The organism is Pantoea sp. BRR-3P (assembly GCF_039621635.1).
GTDB lineage: Bacteria > Pseudomonadota > Gammaproteobacteria > Enterobacterales > Enterobacteriaceae > Pantoea > Pantoea floridensis.
In genome coordinates, this window is record NZ_CP155066.1 from 1404357 (window position 1) to 1420608 (window position 16252).

Annotated in this window: 20 protein-coding genes; 14 read left to right on the forward strand and 6 right to left on the reverse strand. The window is 52.6% G+C overall.

All coding sequences use genetic code 11. The annotated features are described in order from the left end of the window. The first annotated feature begins 1 nt into the window (after position 1). From fliJ to fliR, 9 genes are all read left to right on the forward strand, one after another. Positions 2–451 (forward strand): flagellar export protein FliJ, encoded by a 450-nt coding sequence (gene fliJ, locus AAGR08_RS06365; RefSeq protein ID WP_097096808.1) that lies wholly within the window; start codon positions 2–4, stop codon positions 449–451. After that, positions 448–1554, forward strand: a complete 1107-nt coding sequence (locus AAGR08_RS06370) for a flagellar hook-length control protein FliK (protein WP_345829147.1) — start codon at positions 448–450, stop codon at positions 1552–1554. The genes fliJ and AAGR08_RS06370 overlap by 4 nt, the downstream gene beginning before the upstream one ends. A 128-nt stretch (positions 1555–1682) precedes the next feature. Next, positions 1683–2186, forward strand: a complete 504-nt coding sequence (locus tag AAGR08_RS06375) for a flagellar basal body-associated FliL family protein (RefSeq protein ID WP_097096810.1) — start codon at positions 1683–1685, stop codon at positions 2184–2186. Between the two features lie 5 nt (positions 2187–2191). After that, positions 2192–3190 carry a flagellar motor switch protein FliM gene (gene fliM / locus AAGR08_RS06380; RefSeq protein WP_097096811.1) on the forward strand — a complete coding sequence of 333 codons (999 nt, stop codon included), beginning with the start codon at positions 2192–2194 and terminating at the stop codon, positions 3188–3190. 7 nt (positions 3191–3197) lie between these two features. Beyond that, the gene (fliN, locus tag AAGR08_RS06385; protein WP_097096812.1) at positions 3198–3578 is read left to right on the forward strand and encodes a flagellar motor switch protein FliN; all 381 of its coding nucleotides are present in this window, start codon (positions 3198–3200) and stop codon (positions 3576–3578) included. Then, on the forward strand, positions 3578–3976 hold the full coding sequence (fliO, locus tag AAGR08_RS06390; RefSeq protein WP_345829149.1) for a flagellar biosynthetic protein FliO: 399 nt from the start codon (positions 3578–3580) through the stop codon (positions 3974–3976). Before fliN ends, fliO begins: the two co-directional genes overlap by 1 nt. Further along, positions 3976–4722: a flagellar type III secretion system pore protein FliP gene (fliP, locus tag AAGR08_RS06395; protein ID WP_345829150.1), complete on the forward strand. Its 747-nt coding sequence runs from the start codon at positions 3976–3978 to the stop codon at positions 4720–4722. Before fliO ends, fliP begins: the two co-directional genes overlap by 1 nt. Positions 4723–4732: 10 nt before the next feature. Continuing rightward, positions 4733–5002 carry a flagellar biosynthesis protein FliQ gene (gene fliQ, locus AAGR08_RS06400; RefSeq protein ID WP_097096815.1) on the forward strand — a complete coding sequence of 90 codons (270 nt, stop codon included), beginning with the start codon at positions 4733–4735 and terminating at the stop codon, positions 5000–5002. Continuing rightward, positions 5002–5781 (forward strand): flagellar biosynthetic protein FliR, encoded by a 780-nt coding sequence (gene fliR / locus AAGR08_RS06405; RefSeq protein ID WP_345829151.1) that lies wholly within the window; start codon positions 5002–5004, stop codon positions 5779–5781. The genes fliQ and fliR overlap by 1 nt, the downstream gene beginning before the upstream one ends. A gap of 14 nt (positions 5782–5795) precedes the next feature. Here the strand turns inward: fliR and AAGR08_RS06410 are convergent, their stop codons facing one another. After that, positions 5796–6320: a hypothetical protein gene (locus AAGR08_RS06410; RefSeq protein WP_345829153.1), complete on the reverse strand. Its 525-nt coding sequence runs from the start codon at positions 6318–6320 to the stop codon at positions 5796–5798. Continuing rightward, the gene (locus AAGR08_RS06415) at positions 6286–7107 is read right to left on the reverse strand and encodes a winged helix-turn-helix domain-containing protein (protein ID WP_097096818.1); all 822 of its coding nucleotides are present in this window, start codon (positions 7105–7107) and stop codon (positions 6286–6288) included. Before AAGR08_RS06415 ends, AAGR08_RS06410 begins: the two co-directional genes overlap by 35 nt. A gap of 807 nt (positions 7108–7914) precedes the next feature. On the opposite strand from AAGR08_RS06415, the gene AAGR08_RS06420 reads away from it, so the two are divergent. Further along, a complete protein-coding gene (locus tag AAGR08_RS06420; RefSeq protein ID WP_097096819.1) occupies positions 7915–9090 on the forward strand; it encodes a chemotaxis protein in 1176 nt (391 codons plus the stop codon). Between the two features lie 596 nt (positions 9091–9686). Here AAGR08_RS06420 and AAGR08_RS06425 read toward each other — a convergent pair. Continuing rightward, positions 9687–11147, reverse strand: coding sequence for a flagellin (locus tag AAGR08_RS06425; protein ID WP_345829154.1), 1461 nt, complete (start codon positions 11145–11147; stop codon positions 9687–9689). Between the two features lie 314 nt (positions 11148–11461). Between AAGR08_RS06425 and fliD the strand changes: the two genes are divergently transcribed. Genes fliD through AAGR08_RS06440 form a run of 3 tightly spaced genes read left to right on the forward strand, consistent with a single transcriptional unit; the run spans position 11462 to position 13722 of the window. After that, entirely contained in the window at positions 11462–12967 is a 1506-nt protein-coding gene (gene fliD / locus AAGR08_RS06430) for a flagellar filament capping protein FliD (RefSeq protein WP_345829155.1), read from the forward strand. Between the two features lie 43 nt (positions 12968–13010). Then, complete coding sequence (gene fliS, locus AAGR08_RS06435) at positions 13011–13421, forward strand: flagellar export chaperone FliS (RefSeq protein ID WP_345829156.1); 411 nt, start codon at positions 13011–13013, stop codon at positions 13419–13421. Next, positions 13411–13722 carry a flagellar protein FliT gene (locus AAGR08_RS06440; protein WP_345829157.1) on the forward strand — a complete coding sequence of 104 codons (312 nt, stop codon included), beginning with the start codon at positions 13411–13413 and terminating at the stop codon, positions 13720–13722. Before fliS ends, AAGR08_RS06440 begins: the two co-directional genes overlap by 11 nt. A gap of 316 nt (positions 13723–14038) precedes the next feature. On the opposite strand, the gene flgN is transcribed toward AAGR08_RS06440, so the two are convergent. The 3 genes from flgN to flgA all read right to left on the reverse strand — a co-directional run bounded on the left by flgN (position 14039) and on the right by flgA (position 15578). After that, entirely contained in the window at positions 14039–14485 is a 447-nt protein-coding gene (gene flgN, locus AAGR08_RS06445; protein WP_097096824.1) for a flagellar export chaperone FlgN, read from the reverse strand. A gap of 22 nt (positions 14486–14507) precedes the next feature. Next, the gene (gene flgM / locus AAGR08_RS06450; protein WP_097096825.1) at positions 14508–14801 is read right to left on the reverse strand and encodes a flagellar biosynthesis anti-sigma factor FlgM; all 294 of its coding nucleotides are present in this window, start codon (positions 14799–14801) and stop codon (positions 14508–14510) included. Positions 14802–14873: 72 nt separating this feature from the next. Next, positions 14874–15578 carry a flagellar basal body P-ring formation chaperone FlgA gene (gene flgA, locus AAGR08_RS06455; RefSeq protein WP_097096826.1) on the reverse strand — a complete coding sequence of 235 codons (705 nt, stop codon included), beginning with the start codon at positions 15576–15578 and terminating at the stop codon, positions 14874–14876. Between the two features lie 257 nt (positions 15579–15835). Here flgA and flgB point away from each other — a divergent pair, with 257 nt between their 5' ends. After that, positions 15836–16249, forward strand: a complete 414-nt coding sequence (gene flgB / locus AAGR08_RS06460) for a flagellar basal body rod protein FlgB (protein ID WP_097096827.1) — start codon at positions 15836–15838, stop codon at positions 16247–16249. Positions 16250–16252: the final 3 nt, after the last annotated feature.

Sequence of the window (16252 nt, forward strand, 5' to 3'; positions counted from 1 at the left end):
GATGAAGGTAAAAAACCCGATGACCCTGCTGCGGGATATGGCAGAAGAGAAGCTGACGGATACCACTCGCGCGTTGGGTGGCGTGCAGCAGCGCTTGCAGGATGCGGTTCAGCAGCATGAGCAGTTACAGCACTATGAGCGGGAGTATCAGCACTCGCTGCGCCAGGGAATGATGGAGCGCGGCATGTCGATGGCCGATCTGGTGAATCACCAATCCTTTGTTTTATCCCTTAACCAGGTGGTGAAGCAGCACGCTACCCACGTTAACCGCTGTGAAAAGGCGGTGGATCAAGCAAAGGCCAGCTGGGTGCATGACAAACAGCGCTTGAACGCGTTTGAAACCTTGATTGTGCGACGTGAAACCGCGCGTGCTCAGGTGGAAACACGGCAGGAACAGAAGTTGATGGATGAGTTCGCCCAACGGGCCGGACAGAAACGAGAGAGACTATGAATATTGACGTTACTGCACTGCTCAGCGGCGGTGCAGATCTGCTGCCAGCGAAAGGGAAATTTACCGGCGCGGACTTTGCTGTCGCCCTGGACGATAAGCTGCAGAACCTGGGCCTGGTGCACACCGCGTTGCCGACGGGGCCAGCGATGCTATTGCCTGGCGATGTGGCCCTTGCCGATCTGATGCCCGAGCTCGAAGCAGCCGTGTTGCCAGTAGAACTGAGTGACGCGTTGCCCAGCGATCTCGCCGCCGCGCTGGACAGCCTCGTACCGCAACAGGGCGAGACGCTGGTGGAGCAGGCTGAGCGGGAAGCAGACCCGCTGGCGCTGCTCGAAACGCTGGTGCCGGGCAATCCACAATGGCAGCTTCAGCAGCTGGTGAGCCACAACGTTGCCTCGGCAGCGGAAAATGGCATCACCGTGAAGGCCGCAAAAGACCCCGCGCCGTTAACCGAAGCGTTTGGCGCATTGGCAAAAGCCGCCGCTACCGAGACGAAGACACCCGGACCGGGCAAAGAGCCTTCTCTGGCTTCTATGATCGCCAGCAGCAGTGCCGCGCCACAGCACAGCGAGACGCTGCCTGGCAATGAAGCCAGCGTGGTAGCCGCAGTGGCGGCTCCCGTATCCGCGCCTGTCCGTAACAACGTTAGCATCAGCGCCGTCGCTACCGTGCCTTATGCGCCGCAAACACCCGAATGGAAGCAGGCAGTTAGCCAGCAGATTGTGATGTTCAGCCGTAACGGCGTGCACAACGCCGAAATTCGTCTTCATCCTGAAGAGCTGGGCTCGTTACAAATCAGCCTGCGTTTGCATCAGGAGCAGGCGCAGATTCATATCGTCAGTGAACATGCGCAGGTACGTCATGCTCTGGAGCAGGCGATGCCGCAGCTGCGTGCCGCCATGGCGGAATCAGGATTGCAGCTTTCGCAGGCGAGCGTCAGCGCTGATAACCCCTATGCCGGCGCAGGTGCGCAGGGCGAATCGTCAGAAAATCAGCATCCGGCACCGCAGCAGGGGGATGAAAACAGCGTAGAAGAAGAAACTTCGCCTGTTGTGATCAACCAAACCGCGGGAAATATCCACGGAATCAATACCTTTGCCTGAAGTGCTGAAATAGCTTCATGTATGAAATTTTATCGCCTGATTATTCAGCGGATAACCTGGACTACAATACCGGCCATGCGAATGACAGGGCTGTGAACCGTCTTTCTTTATTTTAGAGCTAACAATCAATGAGTAAGAAAAAGCAAAATGCCACGCAGGGTGGAAAATCACGCTCGCTGCTGGTTCCCCTGTTGTTGCTAATTTCCGTCGCCGCCTGTAGCGCGGCGGGATATTTATTCTGGCAAATGAAGTCAGCTAAACCGGTGACGGAAGAGGCTGAGCAGGCAGAAGTCGTCCAGCCGGCGGTAGAAATTAATCCGCTTTATTTATCGCTGAATACCTTTACCGTCAGCCTTAAGCCAACCAGCAATGAAGCCGATCGCGTGTTATTTATTGGCATATCGGTGCGCGTGGCCGATCAGCCATCGCTGCTGCTGCTGGAAAAATATTTGCCGGAATATCGCAGTCGTCTGTTTATGTTATTAACCCAGCAGACCTATGAAGCGTTATCCACCGATGAAGGCAAGACGCAGCTGATTGCAAGTTTGAAAGAAGAGATGGCAAAGCCCATCGGTAAAAACCTGGCGGTGAAACCTACCGATATTTTAATTAATGAATTTATTCTGCGGTAAATATTATGGTGGATAGCTTCTTATCACAGGATGAAATTGATCAGCTGCTTAATGCCGATAGCGGTAGCAGTAGCAGCAACGAAAATGCCGGTGGCGAAGTGGACGGGGGCATTAAACCCTACGATCCGCATACGCAACGCCGGGTAATTCGTGAACGACTTCATTCGCTAGAAATAATTAATGAACGCTTTGCCCGACAGTTCCGTATGGGACTGTTTAATTTACTGCGCCGTAGCCCGGATATCACTGCGGGCAATATTCAGATTCAGCCATACCATGAGTTTGCCCGTAACCTGCCGGTGCCAACCAACCTGAATCTGCTGCATCTGAATCCGCTGCGCGGCACCTCGCTGATGGCGTTTTCGCCAGGGCTGGTGTTTATGGCGGTGGACAATCTGTTTGGTGGCGATGGCCGTTTCCCCACCAAGGCCGACGGGCGGGAATTTACCCCGACCGAACAGCGCGTTATTCATCGCATGCTGTCAATGGCGCGTGAAGCTTATGAATTCGCCTGGAGCACCATCTATAAAATTAAAACGGAATACATTCGCTCTGAAATTCAGGTGAAGTTTACCAATATCACCTCGTCACCCAATGATGTGGTGGTGACCACACCGTTCTCGGTGGAAATTGGTTCACATCGTGGCGAATTTAATATCTGTATTCCTTTCAGTTCGATTGAGCCTTTACGTGAATTGCTGAGTAATCCGCCGATGGATAACTCACGTTATGAAGATGCTAACTGGCGCGGATTACTTGCCAGTCAGATGCGTGAAACCCAGCTGGAGCTTGTTGCCAGCTTTGCGGGTGTGGAAACGCGGCTTTCGAATGTGATGCAAATGAAGAAAGGTGATGTCATTGCCTTCGACAAACAAGAGCTTATTGAAGCCAGCGTCGGCAACGTGCCGGTGCTGAAAGCGAAATATGGCTCCGTAAATAATCAATATGCTCTAAAGGTCGAACAGATGGTTCAGCCAGCATTATCATCATTAACTAAGGACTAATTTCCCTATGAGTGATATGAACAACTCGTCAGGCGGTGAAGAGAGTATCGACAACCTTTGGGGTGACGCACTGAGCGAGCAACACTCGGCGGGAATAAGCGAACACATGGCGAGCTCTCCGTTTTCAGATGACATGAATCTGATCCTCGATATTCCGGTAAAAATGACCGTGGAATTGGGCCGTACCAAGATGACCATTAAAGAACTGCTGCGTTTAAGCCAGGGTTCGGTGGTCTCGCTGGATGGTCTGGCCGGTGAGCCGCTGGACATTCTGATTAATGGTTATTTAATTGCGCAGGGCGAAGTGGTGGTGGTCTCCGATAAATTCGGTATCCGTATCACCGATATTATTACGCCTTCTGAACGCATGCATCGTTTGAGCCGCTAATGAATACCGCTGCCCCGCTTGTCCAGGCTGCACCTGCCAGCGACGTATTGGCGACCGACTCTGTACTGATGACGGTGACCGGTGCGCTGGCGCTGATTATTCTCGCCATGGTGATCCTGGCCTGGATTGTGCGGCGCAGCGGTCTTTCCCGTCGCTTACACGACAGCCAAAATGTAATGACGCTGGTGGCGACCAAGTCGCTCGGCAACCGTGAACGCCTGGTGCTGGTAGATGTCGGCGATCAGCGTCTGGTGCTGGGCGTCACGGCCACGCAGATCGCCTGCCTGAACACGCAACCGCGTCCGGAAACCGAACCTGCTGCTACGCCGCCGGCCAGCAACTCCTTCCCGCACATGCTGGAATCTTTCCTGCAGAAATACCGCAAGGAAAACCGCTAATGAAACGTCGTCAATCCGGTCAGCTGCTGTTGCTGGCCGCCGGGCTACTATTGCCCGTCGTCAGCGCGCTGGCGGCCAACAGCGATATCACTCTCGCACGTCCAACGGGCGAAGAGGGCTGGTCACTGCCGGTGCAAACGCTGGTGCTGTTGAGTGGCTTTACCTTTATCCCCGGCGTGTTGCTGATGATGACCGGTTTCACCCGCATCGTTATCGTGTTTGGCCTGCTGCGTAATGCGCTCGGCACGCCCACGGCGCCGCCGAATCAGGTGATTGTCGGTCTGGCGCTGTTTCTCACTTTCTTTGTGATGTCGCCGGTGTTCAACCAAATCTATGACAAAGCCTGGCTGCCGCTGCAGAGCAATGCAATTTCCATGGAAGAGGCGCTGACTGAAGGGGTGAAACCGCTGCGCGGATTTATGCTGGATCAGACGCGTGAACGTGACCTGGCGATGTTTGCCACTATCGCCAAAAAAGAGAACATCGCCACGCCTGAAGAGGTGCCGCTCAGTATTCTGGTGCCCGCTTTTGTCACCAGCGAACTGAAAACTGCCTTCCAGATTGGCTTCACCATCTTTATTCCGTTCCTGATCATCGATTTAGTGGTGGCCAGTATTCTGATGGCGCTCGGTATGATGATGGTGCCGCCCACGACAATCGCGCTGCCGTTTAAGTTGATGCTGTTTGTGCTGGTTGACGGCTGGCAGCTGATCATCGGTTCACTGGCGCAAAGCTTCTTTAGCTAAGGACACGGAAATGACTCCCGAAAGCGTAATGGCGATGGGCATGCAGGCGATCAAAGTGGGATTAATGATCTCCGCGCCGCTGCTGCTGGCCGCCCTGGTAACCGGTTTGATCATCAGTATCCTGCAAGCCGCCACGCAGATTAATGAAATGACCATGACCTTCATCCCCAAAATCCTGATGATTGTTGGTATCGCGGTGGTATTAGGACCGTGGATGATGAAGATCTTTATTGAATATGCCCGTACGGTATTTACCAGCATTCCCTTTGTGATTGGCTAATGGCGTTTGGAATCCCGCTCGAGCAGCTCTACGCCTGGATGAGCCACTATTTCCTGATTATGGTGCGCATTGGCGCGGTGCTGCAGGTGGCGCCGGTCTTTGGCGAGCGCAGCGTGAGCGCGCGTTTGCGGCTCTGTTTAGCCTTATTGATTGCGCTGCTGCTGGGTTCCAGCATTCCGGATGCCGGCATTGGCATTTACTCGTGGAGCGGCGTTGGCGTGATGGCAAAGCAGCTGCTGATTGGCGCGGCGCTCGGGCTGACCATGCAGCTGCTGTTTGCCGCGGTACGTTTGGCAGGGGAGATCATCGGCATGCAGATGGGCCTCTCTTTCGCGACCTTTTTTGACCCCAGCAGCGGCAACAGCCCGGTCATTTCACGCTTCCTCAACGTTCTGGTTACGCTGCTGTTTCTCACCTTTAACGGCCATTTATGGCTGCTGGCCTTCGTGGCGGAAACCTTTCATGCGCTGCCGATAGATGCAACACCGCTGCACAGCGGCGGCCTGCTTTACGTGGTGAAAAGCGCCGGGATGGTTTTCAGCCAGGGATTAATGCTCGGCCTGCCGATCATCGCGCTGCTGCTGTGCATTAACTTTATTCTGGCGCTGCTGAATCGCCTGACGCCGCAGCTCTCCATTTTTGTTATCGGCTTCCCGCTCACGCTCAGCATCGGTATGGTGGCGCTGTTCCTGCTGGCGCAAACGCTGGCACCTTTCTTTGAACGTCTGATGGAGCGGGGATTCGATACGTTAGCAGAGTTAGTGCTCGCGCTGTTTTAATCGCCGTGCCAGCCTCAATTCATGCAGGCAATACGCGCCACCGTTTCGACGCCCGTCGCCATCACCTTGCCATCCAATAAATAGAGCGAAGTGGTACCACTTTCACCATTATGCAGCGCCGGGAAGACGTAGGTTGAGACATCGTCATCGCTGCTCTGGTCGCCAATACGGCGGTTATGGCCGGTAATGGTCATCTGCAGCAGGTTGTTGGTAATGCTGCCCTCAAAACGCACTTCACGATTCACCGTCACCGGCTGTCCTACGCGCTGCCCGTCGCTGAAACGCGACAGGCTACCGACAAAGGTGACATGCCCACGGCTAATGCTGTCGCGGTAGCTGCGGTAGCTGCCGCGCAGCAGCGCCACGTCTTTGCCTTGCTTGATGTCATAAAACGACACCGGCATTACGCACTGCGATTTCAGCGGTGAGGTGTACATCGTGTGGATGACAAAACCACCAATCGCCGCCGCGAAGCCGCCAATAAACAGCAGCATCATCGGCAGGTTAATAAATTTTAAAATAGAACGATTCACAGTCATTCTCTGCGTCCTGGAAGGGTTGCTGGCAGGCAATCAGGCCCTGATGATGCGTCGATGGGCTGGCCCCCAGCGTGATATACAGCACTTTCGCCGGTTTTTCTAACGGGCGTTTGCTAATGACATGATTCTCATAAGTGCTCAGGGTTGCCTCAATCAGCGCCTGCTGATCCTGACGATCCTGGGGCACGAATACCTGCGTATCGGCAGGCACGCCGGGACCACTCCAGGGCACGAACTGGATGTGATCCAGCCGGGCCATAAACTGACCGTACAGCGTATAGGCGACGATCAAACCGAGTATCACGCCGCAGCAGCCTGCCGCACTCCATCTGAGCCACCGCCGGTTGCGGGGTTTCGGCTGGACTGCGGCAAGTGGCAACGCTTCTGAAAGCGTGACCTGCGGTGCACGAGTGGGTTGCGGAGGAGCATCGGTAGCGTAAGGAGGCGCGGGTGTTGCCTGGGGTTCATGGATCAGCAGACGGTAACCGCTGCGGGTGACGGCTAACAGAGAAATCTCCTGCTGTGACGCCAGGGTGTGTAGGGCACGCCGTAGCTTGTTGATCATCACCCGCACACTGTTATCAGTGACTTCTACTCCCGAACTGCGCCAGCCGATATCCATCAGCTGCTCCTGAGATAACACTTCACCTTCCGCCTCAACCAGCGCCTGTAAACAGAGGCTGGCGCTGGCCGGTAGATTAACACTTTCCCCGTCGGACAGCCGTGTCAGCGTTCGCGTCTGTACATCCAGCGTCATTGACGATCCGATCGCAATGTGATTCAACATAGATAATTGATTCTTCTGTGTTTTTAGAGGGAACAATCTAATAATTGTTTTTATTAACGTTCACAACTTCGCCAGTTTCAGGGGCGTATGAAAAGGTGCCAGTTTTTTAAGCCCAAAGCCTGTTTTTTTCAACCAGCATAGGGGGTATGAATTGGCACAATTAATATTATTAATCACCTGCTAATCAAACATGACGCCCCTTTCATTAAGCGTCAGGGGCATTTAATAACATTAACGCGGGCGCTGATAGCAGCCAAAGACCACTCAGAATTGGCTGCGATAAAACTCACCCGGCTGCACCTACCTGCTACTAACTATAGACACTGGCTTCGCGCACTGTGGCATGAATATGCGCAAACTTCCCATCCACTACTGACTAACAAATCGGAAAAGTCCGAGTTGATTTGCGGCCGCGATTATATCAGTACTTACGCATTTTTTACCAGAAATGTCATTAATATTAATTAATGGTTTCTCATAACTCCCTTTCCGCTGAGGTCCGCTATTTGCCTGGACATTATCAATGCTAAAAACTCTTTCACCGCTAATGAGTTGGCAAAAATGGTGCGGAATTCTAATGGAGTTTTAACGGGGCCGATTATGATTTACGTTATTATTTATGGACGCTTTAGCGGATTAATACTTTGAAATGCTTGTTTCATCACATTATCCCTTCTGACGCATCAATATTGCGCGCTTATCAACCCTTTGAATCCGCTATTTAGCCGAGGCTTCCGCCACCAGCCGTAATAAAATAGGCTCAGGCTGGCGGCGTCCTGCTGCCGTGGTATTACAGGTATTGATTCCATGATCTTTGCACTTATCCTGGTTGTTATCCTTATTACGTTGCTGGTATTAGTTCAGGCGGGGATTATTCCGCGCTTTATTAAGTCTGAAGGTGAGCGGCTGCGCTCCCAGGTCGATGAGTTAGCCGAGCAACTGCGCGGCCAGCTCGATCGCGTTGAGGCCCAGCAGCGCTCAGTGACCGAGAGCGTGGTGACATTGAGAAGTTACACGCTGGATAAGCCGCTGGCGGGCAATGGCTTGCTGGATGATGTTTCCGGTAGCGAACGCCACTTCTTTAATGCGCTGGTGCGTGAGTTGAGCGATCGTCTCGGCGGTCGTATCTGGATTGTTGAAGATACCGGCCGCATTGTAGGCGATGCCGCAGGCGCCGCAGGTCAGCACTCACTCAGTGAAGGTGATTTGCCGATGGCGATTCCCTTACGTTCGCTGCTGGCGCAAAGCGGTGAGGCGCTGCGCCACACCACTTTTCGCAGTGCCAGCGGTGAGCACACGCTGATTGTGCAGCCGATCGTTGAAACGCCGTGGATGCTAGCCATCGATGTGCCGACGCGTCGCCTTGGCGAGCGGCCCGACATCCCGCTGCACAAGCCGTGGCCGCTGGCGGTGATGGTATTAGTCTCGACCTTAACGCTGCTGCGCAGCCTCAATTTGCATCTGGCGCGTATGAATGATGAGTTACCGACCCTGCTGCGCCATGAGGTGCCGGCGGTGCGCGATCAAAGCGCCCAGCTGCCACCGCTGATGCAGGAGATTGGCGAGCAAATGGCCGTTATGGCGCGCGCGGCGATCCGCGTCGGCCAGCAGAATGAAAGCCTGCTACAAACACCGGAGGCCAACGCCAATCGAGTGGCGATGCTGGCCGACAGCGTTGCCGGCATTGTGCAGACGCTGCAGGGGTTGCAGGAAGCCGCCTCGGTGATTGCAGACAGTTCCGGCGCGCTGGTGCAACTTGCCAGCCGGGCTTACAGTTACTCACTGCATCAGGAAGAGAGCATTTTTGCCGTGGAAGCACGCAATCTGGCGCAGCGCTGCGCCCGCTCTTCGAAAGAGCTGCGCGCACTGATTACCGATGCCATTATGCAGGCGCAGGGCGATACGCCGCTGCAGAATAACAGTGTGCTGATTGAGGAGGTTTATTCCTCGGCGAATACGCTGCTGCAGCGCACCAACGGCTAAAGACCATGGCCAGCGCTAAATAGGTTTGCGCGCGTGTTGCATTAAAAACCCTCCAGCGGAGGGTTTTTTTATGGGCGCAATTCGTTCAAGGCCCGCTTTCCGTTAATCAATGAAAGGTTTCGTGCGGGGGATGGGGGCGCTTATTTCCTGTTCGCCATCAATGGCGTAATGGCGCGCAGTTAGGCGCCGTTTTACATCACCGCACCTTCTGTAGCGGCGCGATTTATCGCGCAATGCATTGCGCCATCAGGTCGTGCTCCTGCAGTCATTATCGTTTTCGCAGGTTGCACCGCCGTATCAGGCATGGGTATTTCGTAGGGTGCGCAGTAATATCAGCCACGGTTGTTTCGTAGGGTGCGCATTAATGCGCACCAGGCAGCGCGCGGTAATATCAGGCACGGTTGTTTTGTAGGGTGCGCATTAATGCGCACCAGGCAGCGCGCAGTAATATCAGGCACGGTTGTTTCGTAGGGTGCGCATTAATGCGCACCAGCAAAATCCCATAATCAGCACGCAAAAAAAAGCCCTCCGCGACGGGAGGGCAAAAGATGCATGTAAGTGCAACTTAATGTGAGGTGTACAGCGTTATTTTATTATTAACGCAGCAGGCTCAGTACGTTCTGTGGAACCTGGTTAGCCTGGGACAGTACGGAAACACCGGCCTGCTGCAGGATGTTAGAACGGCTCATTGCTGAAACTTCAACAGAGAAGTCTGCATCCTGAATACGTGAACGTGCTTCAGTGGTGTTGATCACGGTGGTGTTCAGGTTAGCGATGATAGAGCTGAAACGGTTCTGAATCGCACCCAGATCCGCCTGGAAGTTGGTCACTTTAGTCAGTGCGCCGTCCAGGGTTTCCAGCAGAGAATCGTTCGCCGCAACTTGCACTGCCTGAGCATCAGCCGTACGCGCTAAGTTGGTGTCTACAGTCGCTGCACCGGTATCGTCCATGGTGAACTGATGCACGTCACCATCTTTATTAACTGCGTAGTAAGTACCCGGGTTTTTATCATCAGCAACGATTTTAATGCCGCTGGCTTTCGCGTCTGAGCCAAATGCATCATTGGAAATCTGGTTCAGCATCGCCGCATCCAGCTTGAATTTCTTGCCGCCTGCTTCAACCAGGTCGTCACCTTTTTTCACGTTGCTCAGGCTGGTCAGGGTGCTTGGGCCATTGACCAGCACGTCTGAATCCAGTTCATTCAGCTCACTAATTACTGACGCATCTGCTAATTCTACAGGATCGACAAGAGGATCCGTCCCTGGAGTAGTAGTAAGCTTCATCTCATACGCTTTACCGCTATCTTTATCTACCGCAAAGATGCGTGTAGTTGTACCTTCGGTAACCGTTCTGATTTCCCCTTTACCATTAGCAATACCCGCTTTACCAGCGATTGTATCAATATCACCTGCAACAATTTTATAAGGAGTTTTTGCACCGACATCGATTTCAGAGCCATTTGCGTTAAGATCGCCCGCCGCCTTGAACTGTGAACCTTTCACCGCAGAAGACTGCAGCTTAGCGAACTCAGCGTCAAAGTCGTCCAGGTTCAGGGTTTCCAGGTCCATTTTGGTCAGGTCGATGTTGATGGTCTGGCCATCTTTGTCGCCGATCTGAATGGTCAGTGCATCTTTAGAACCGTCCAGCACGTTAACGCCGTTGAAGTTGGTGGTTTCAGAGATACGCTTGATTTCGTCCAGACGGGCAGTGATCTCTTTCTGGATTGACGCGCGGTCATCAGAAGAGTTGGTGCCGTTTTTCGCCTGTACGGTCAGTTCACGGATACGCTGCAAGTTTTCGGTCACTTCGTTCAGCGCGCCTTCAGTGGTCTGCGCCAGTGAGATACCGTCGTTGGCGTTACGACCAGCCTGAGTCAGGCCACGGATAGAAGAGGTGAAGCGGTTAGAGATGGCAAGGCCAGCGGCATCGTCTTTCGCGCTGTTGATACGCATACCTGAAGAGAGACGCTCGATAGCAGTACCCAGAGAAGTCTGTGATTTGTTCAGGTTGTTTTGAGCCATCAAGCTCAGTGAGTTGGTATTAATGACCTGGGCCATGATCGAATTCCTTTATAAAGTTAATTTTAAGAACTGCTGCTGAGAAATATGCGTCTGTTGTTGCGCATACTCCATTCATCGGTGGGCAGGAAAATCACATAAATATTTTTTTGAATTTTTTATTAATGCCAATAAATAGCTACAAAATTGCCGCCAATTATATGATTAGCGCCGGCTAATTCCGCAATAAGCGGCAAGGTGTGTATTTTATCGACGATAGCGTTGTTGCCGCGAATGTAAAAAATTAAACTTATTCCCGGAAATTCCGATGGGAAAAGAAGAACACTTCTTATATTGCTTACAGGAACCTTATTATGGCGATTGCACCAATTTCTGGCTTGGGTGGATCCGGACTCGATATTCAACAACTGCTGGGCCAGCTTGAAGCCGCAGAAAGTAAAAAGCTTAACCCCTATTTACAGAAACAAAACAGTTATAGCGGCCAGCTCTCTGCCTGGAGCAAGATTTCCAGCTCGCTGGACGCATTAAAAACCAACCTGGGTAAACTGCAGGATGAAGGTTTTAACGGCGTCAGCATTGGCGATAACAAAGCCTTTAAAGCCACCGCAGGTAAAGGCGCCATTCCTAACAGCTACTCTGTGGCGGTGGCGCAGTTGGCTAAGTCGCACAAAATTGGTTCAGCCGCGCAGGACACCAACGATGCGCAGTTGGGCAACGGCAGCGACACGCGCACTTTAAAAATCACCGTCGGTGAAGGCCAGCCGATGGAAGTGACGCTCAAAAATGATGAGACATCGCTGGTGCAGATCGCGAAAAAGATCAACGCCCAGAACGGTGACGTCAACGCCACGGTGATGGCGGCGGAAGGCGGCAAGTTCAAACTGGTTGTCACCTCCAAGAAAACCGGTAGCGAAGGCGAGATTAAGATGGAGGTTAGCGGGGATGATACGCTGGCTGGCGTGCTGGATTATGGTCCAGGCAAAACCTCCGGCATGGAAGAAATGACCAAAGCGCTTAACGCCAAGATGTACATCGACGGAGAGCTTGTAGAGCGCAGCTCAAACACTATTACCGATGCCATTGAAGGCATTACGTTTGAACTGCGTGAAGTCTCCGAAATTACCAAAGATGAAGGCGATATTGAAAAGAACGAATATAAGCCTGAAACCCTCGCGGTAACCGCCGACACCTCCAAAGTCAAAAGCATGATTGAGGAGTTCGTCAAGCAGTACAACGCCTTCCTCAGTACTGCTTCCAGCGTTAGCGTTTATAAAGAGCCTATCAAGAACGCCGACGAACTGGCACAGCAAAACCCCAACAACGGCGCGCTGTTTGGGGATGGCACGCTGCGCCGTTTAAGCAGCCAGATAAAATCAGCGGCAGTGGGCAGCTATAGCGATATCAGCAAAGTTTTCCCTTCGCTGGGTAGCCTGGGCATTAGCGTTAAATTTGATGAATTTAAAGCGGGCCAGGAGAGCACCGGGACAATGGGCATGCTCACCATCGACAGCAAAAAGCTCGAAGAAGCGCTGAAAAACAATCCAAAAGAGGTGGAAGCGCTGTTCCTCGGCAAAGATGGCGCCGAAGGCCTGAAAGGCAAGATGGATGGACTGTTCAAAACCTATCTGGGCGATAACGAAGGTTACCCTAAAGTTGAGGGCGCTATCGCCACGGCGAAAAAAGGCATTGAGGCCCAGGATAAGCGTAATGAAAAGCAGATCAGCCGTATTGAAGATCTGATCAAGCAAAGCCTGGCGCGTAGCCAGAAAGAGTTCATCCGTCTCGATAAAGCGATGACAGAAATGAATAACATGAGTACCCAGCTGCAGTCTGCGCTGCTCGGTATGATGAACAGTTAATCCCTAATTCCCGGGCAGCGCGTCTGCCCGGCAGGACAAAATGATGTACAGCAAAACCGGCAAGAATGCCTACTCTGATGTTTCCCTCGACAGCCAGGTTTCTGGCGCCACGCCGCACCAGCTCATCACCATGCTGTTTGACGGTGCGATAAATGCGATGCGCCGCGCTGAAATCTATTTTCAAACCGGCAACGTGGCGCGCCGCGGAGAGATGATTTCACGCGCGATCAACATTATCGACAACGGCCTGCGTTCCGGGCTCGACCATGAAATCGGTGGCCAGATTTCCGCCGATCTTGAGCGTTTATATGAATACGTTTCACGCAGCCTGTTGGAAGCCAGCGTCAATAAATCAGGCGAGCAGTTGCCGCACCTGATCACGCTGATGGTTGATTTGTCTGAGACGTGGAAAGCCATCGAACCGCAAGCACGTCAGGTGAGCCATGCAAAATAAGATAATGGCGCAGATCATGCAGCTGCAGGAGGTAAACCAGCAGCTGCAAGCGTTGGCCAGTAAAGAAGAGTGGGCGGCATTCAGCGAGCAGATCGGTGCCTATTTAGCGCAGATGCAGGCGTTATGCCAGCGCGATTTTACGCAGGAGCCGGAGACGCTCACTGCGCAGCAGCTTGCGGCGCTGCTGACAGAAGATGCCCAGCTGCGCACCCTTATCAAATCCCGCCTCTCTATCCTCAGCCAGGATATGTCCGCAATGCGCAAATCGCGCAGCTCTTCCCAGGCGTATAACGCCGTTTAATTCTTGTCAATTACCGGCGTGCGGTCGCCGTTGATGGCGTAATGCCGATCGGTTAGCGCCGTATCAAATCACCGCACCTTCCGTAGCGGCGCGATTTATCGCGCAATGAATTGCGCCGCTACGGAAGGTGCTCTCGGTAATTTCATGGCTTATTATCAATGGCGACCCGAAGGTTTCGTAGGGTGCGCATTCATGCGCACCTGCATATACGCAATTTATTGCGCGCGTTGCCTACCGGGATAGTGATTATTCTTTTACGCCGGGCAAAAAAAACTCGCCGTGAAGGCGAGTAAATAAACATCCAGAGGTCAGGAAATCAGATACTAATATTGTATTTGCGTCCGCTCGGCAGATTATTGGATTCTCCTGCGGGGCCATAAAGTGTGCTGGTATTGTGGCCGACTTTCTCTACCACTTTTTGCATTTGCTGATTCTTCTTCATATGGCCTTGCAGCAGATGTTCCACTTGTAAATTAAGTGATTTGGTAATGCGCACGCGTTCGCTTACCAATTGCCAGCAGGCAAATAATTTGCTGTGTTGATGGTAGGGCGCTTCAAGCGCAGACTGCTGCTCCTGCTGGCGACGCAGTTCATCATAATATTGAATGGTCGACAGCAGCTGACTTTTATTATCGGTCAGGATTTGCAGTGAAACCGGGTTTATCTGCGTGCGATTTAGCTGATTGACTTCCTCAATCATAATCGCCTCTAGTTCGTCCAGAGACGTTTTCATCTGTGTCAAAATAGGAAAAAGCTTTTCCATAACTTAAAAAGGCCTGCAATTATTAAAACTGAAAGAGTTCCTGCACCAGCGATTGCGCTATTTTCTCGGGCTCAATCGGCATTTCGCCTGCGGCTAATGCGGCACGGATTTCAGCAACGCGCGCATAATTTACGTCGCGGCTGTCGTTGGTTTGAATCTGTTTGGTCAGCGCACTCAGGGTGACTTCGGTTTTATCCGCCTTTGCGCGGCCAGCAGATGACGGTTCATTATTCTGCGTCTGTGAGCGGGTGCGCATATCCTGCGTGGCGGCGATCGTGTTAATCGCTGCGGTTGCTTTGGTGCTTTCAATACTCATATTCATCCTCGCCAGTTTTAGGTGTGCCACTGCGTATAAACTAGTCATCGGTGATTGGCGAAAAAACTAAAATTATTGTTGTAAAAAAATCGTCACCTGGCCGTCTTCGTTCACTTTGCCATTGATTGTACGACCATTATTGAGCCGAACTTTTAACGTATCGTTGACCGCCGCGTTGTTCATCGCCTTGCCCTGGCTGCGAATACGCAGGCCCGCCGAGGTGGTGACCAGGTCAACGGTTTGTCCTGAGCGCAAGCGCCACTGCTGGCGCAACTGACTCTGTACTAACGGCTTTCCCAGCGCTAACCCCCGGGTCAAACGCTGACCCACAATCTCATTGGCTTCAAACACGAGTCCCAGCGGTTGTCCCTCCAGATTTCCCGTTACGCGCTTAATATCGCCTGGCTGGATGATGTCACCACCGGCCAGATCGTGGGCGGCCACCCACCAGCTGCCCTGGGCGCTGATGCGCACCGGTAGGTAGTGATTGCGCTTGCCGCAGTTGGCGATCACCGTGCGCTTGCCGGTCAGGCGTGTATCGTGTCCCGCCAGTCGCAGCTCCGGGTTTTCACATAACGCCGCCAGCTGCTGTGGCGTGGCCAGCAGCTCCACGGTGCGCACGATGTCAGTGTTCACTTCCACCTGAGGTGAAAGCAGCGCATCCAGGCGCGTTTGCAGCCGCTCAATGGCGGAGGGCGTATCCGGCACGCTGGCGATTAACGGCAGCGAACAGCAGGCCAACGCGGTAGCGAAGATTTTTACAAGAGGGATTTTCATCCGGGGTGCCTTAAATATAAAAAGAAAACGTGTGCTGTATTCAGCGTGATTAAATTATAACCGCTGATGCGTTGCTTTTAATGCGGTAAATGGCAACACCTTTGTCGCCATTTACTCGCTTCATTCCTCTCAACCCGCATTGCTTTATTTTATGAGTCTAAATGCGTTTATTTCTGTCGACTCTTCGCAGTGTGATAATTCACCGCTGCTGTCTACACTATCGCCGGTAAAATAATCTGTAGCAGGAGCCATCTTTAATGGTCAATAAACTGGACGACGCGTTTCGTTTTCAGCAGCAAGCGCTGGGTTTACTCTCGCGCCGCCAGGATATCCTGGCATCAAATATTGCCAATGCCGACACGCCGGGTTATCAGGCGCGTGACATTGATTTTACAAAGCAGTTAAAAAACGCCATGGATAATCAACAAATGGCGAAATCACCGGTCTCACTGGCATTAACGTCAGACCGGCATATTGCAGCCAAAGGAAAATTAATTGACGACGATCAATTAATGTATCGCATTCCGGATCAGCCGAGTGCCGATGGTAATACCGTGGATATGGACCGCGAGCGCGTTAATTTCGCGGATAACGGCGTGAAATATCAATCCGGGCTGACCTTCCTTGGCGCGGATATTAAGAAAATGATGACGGTATTAAACCAGGGGTAATGA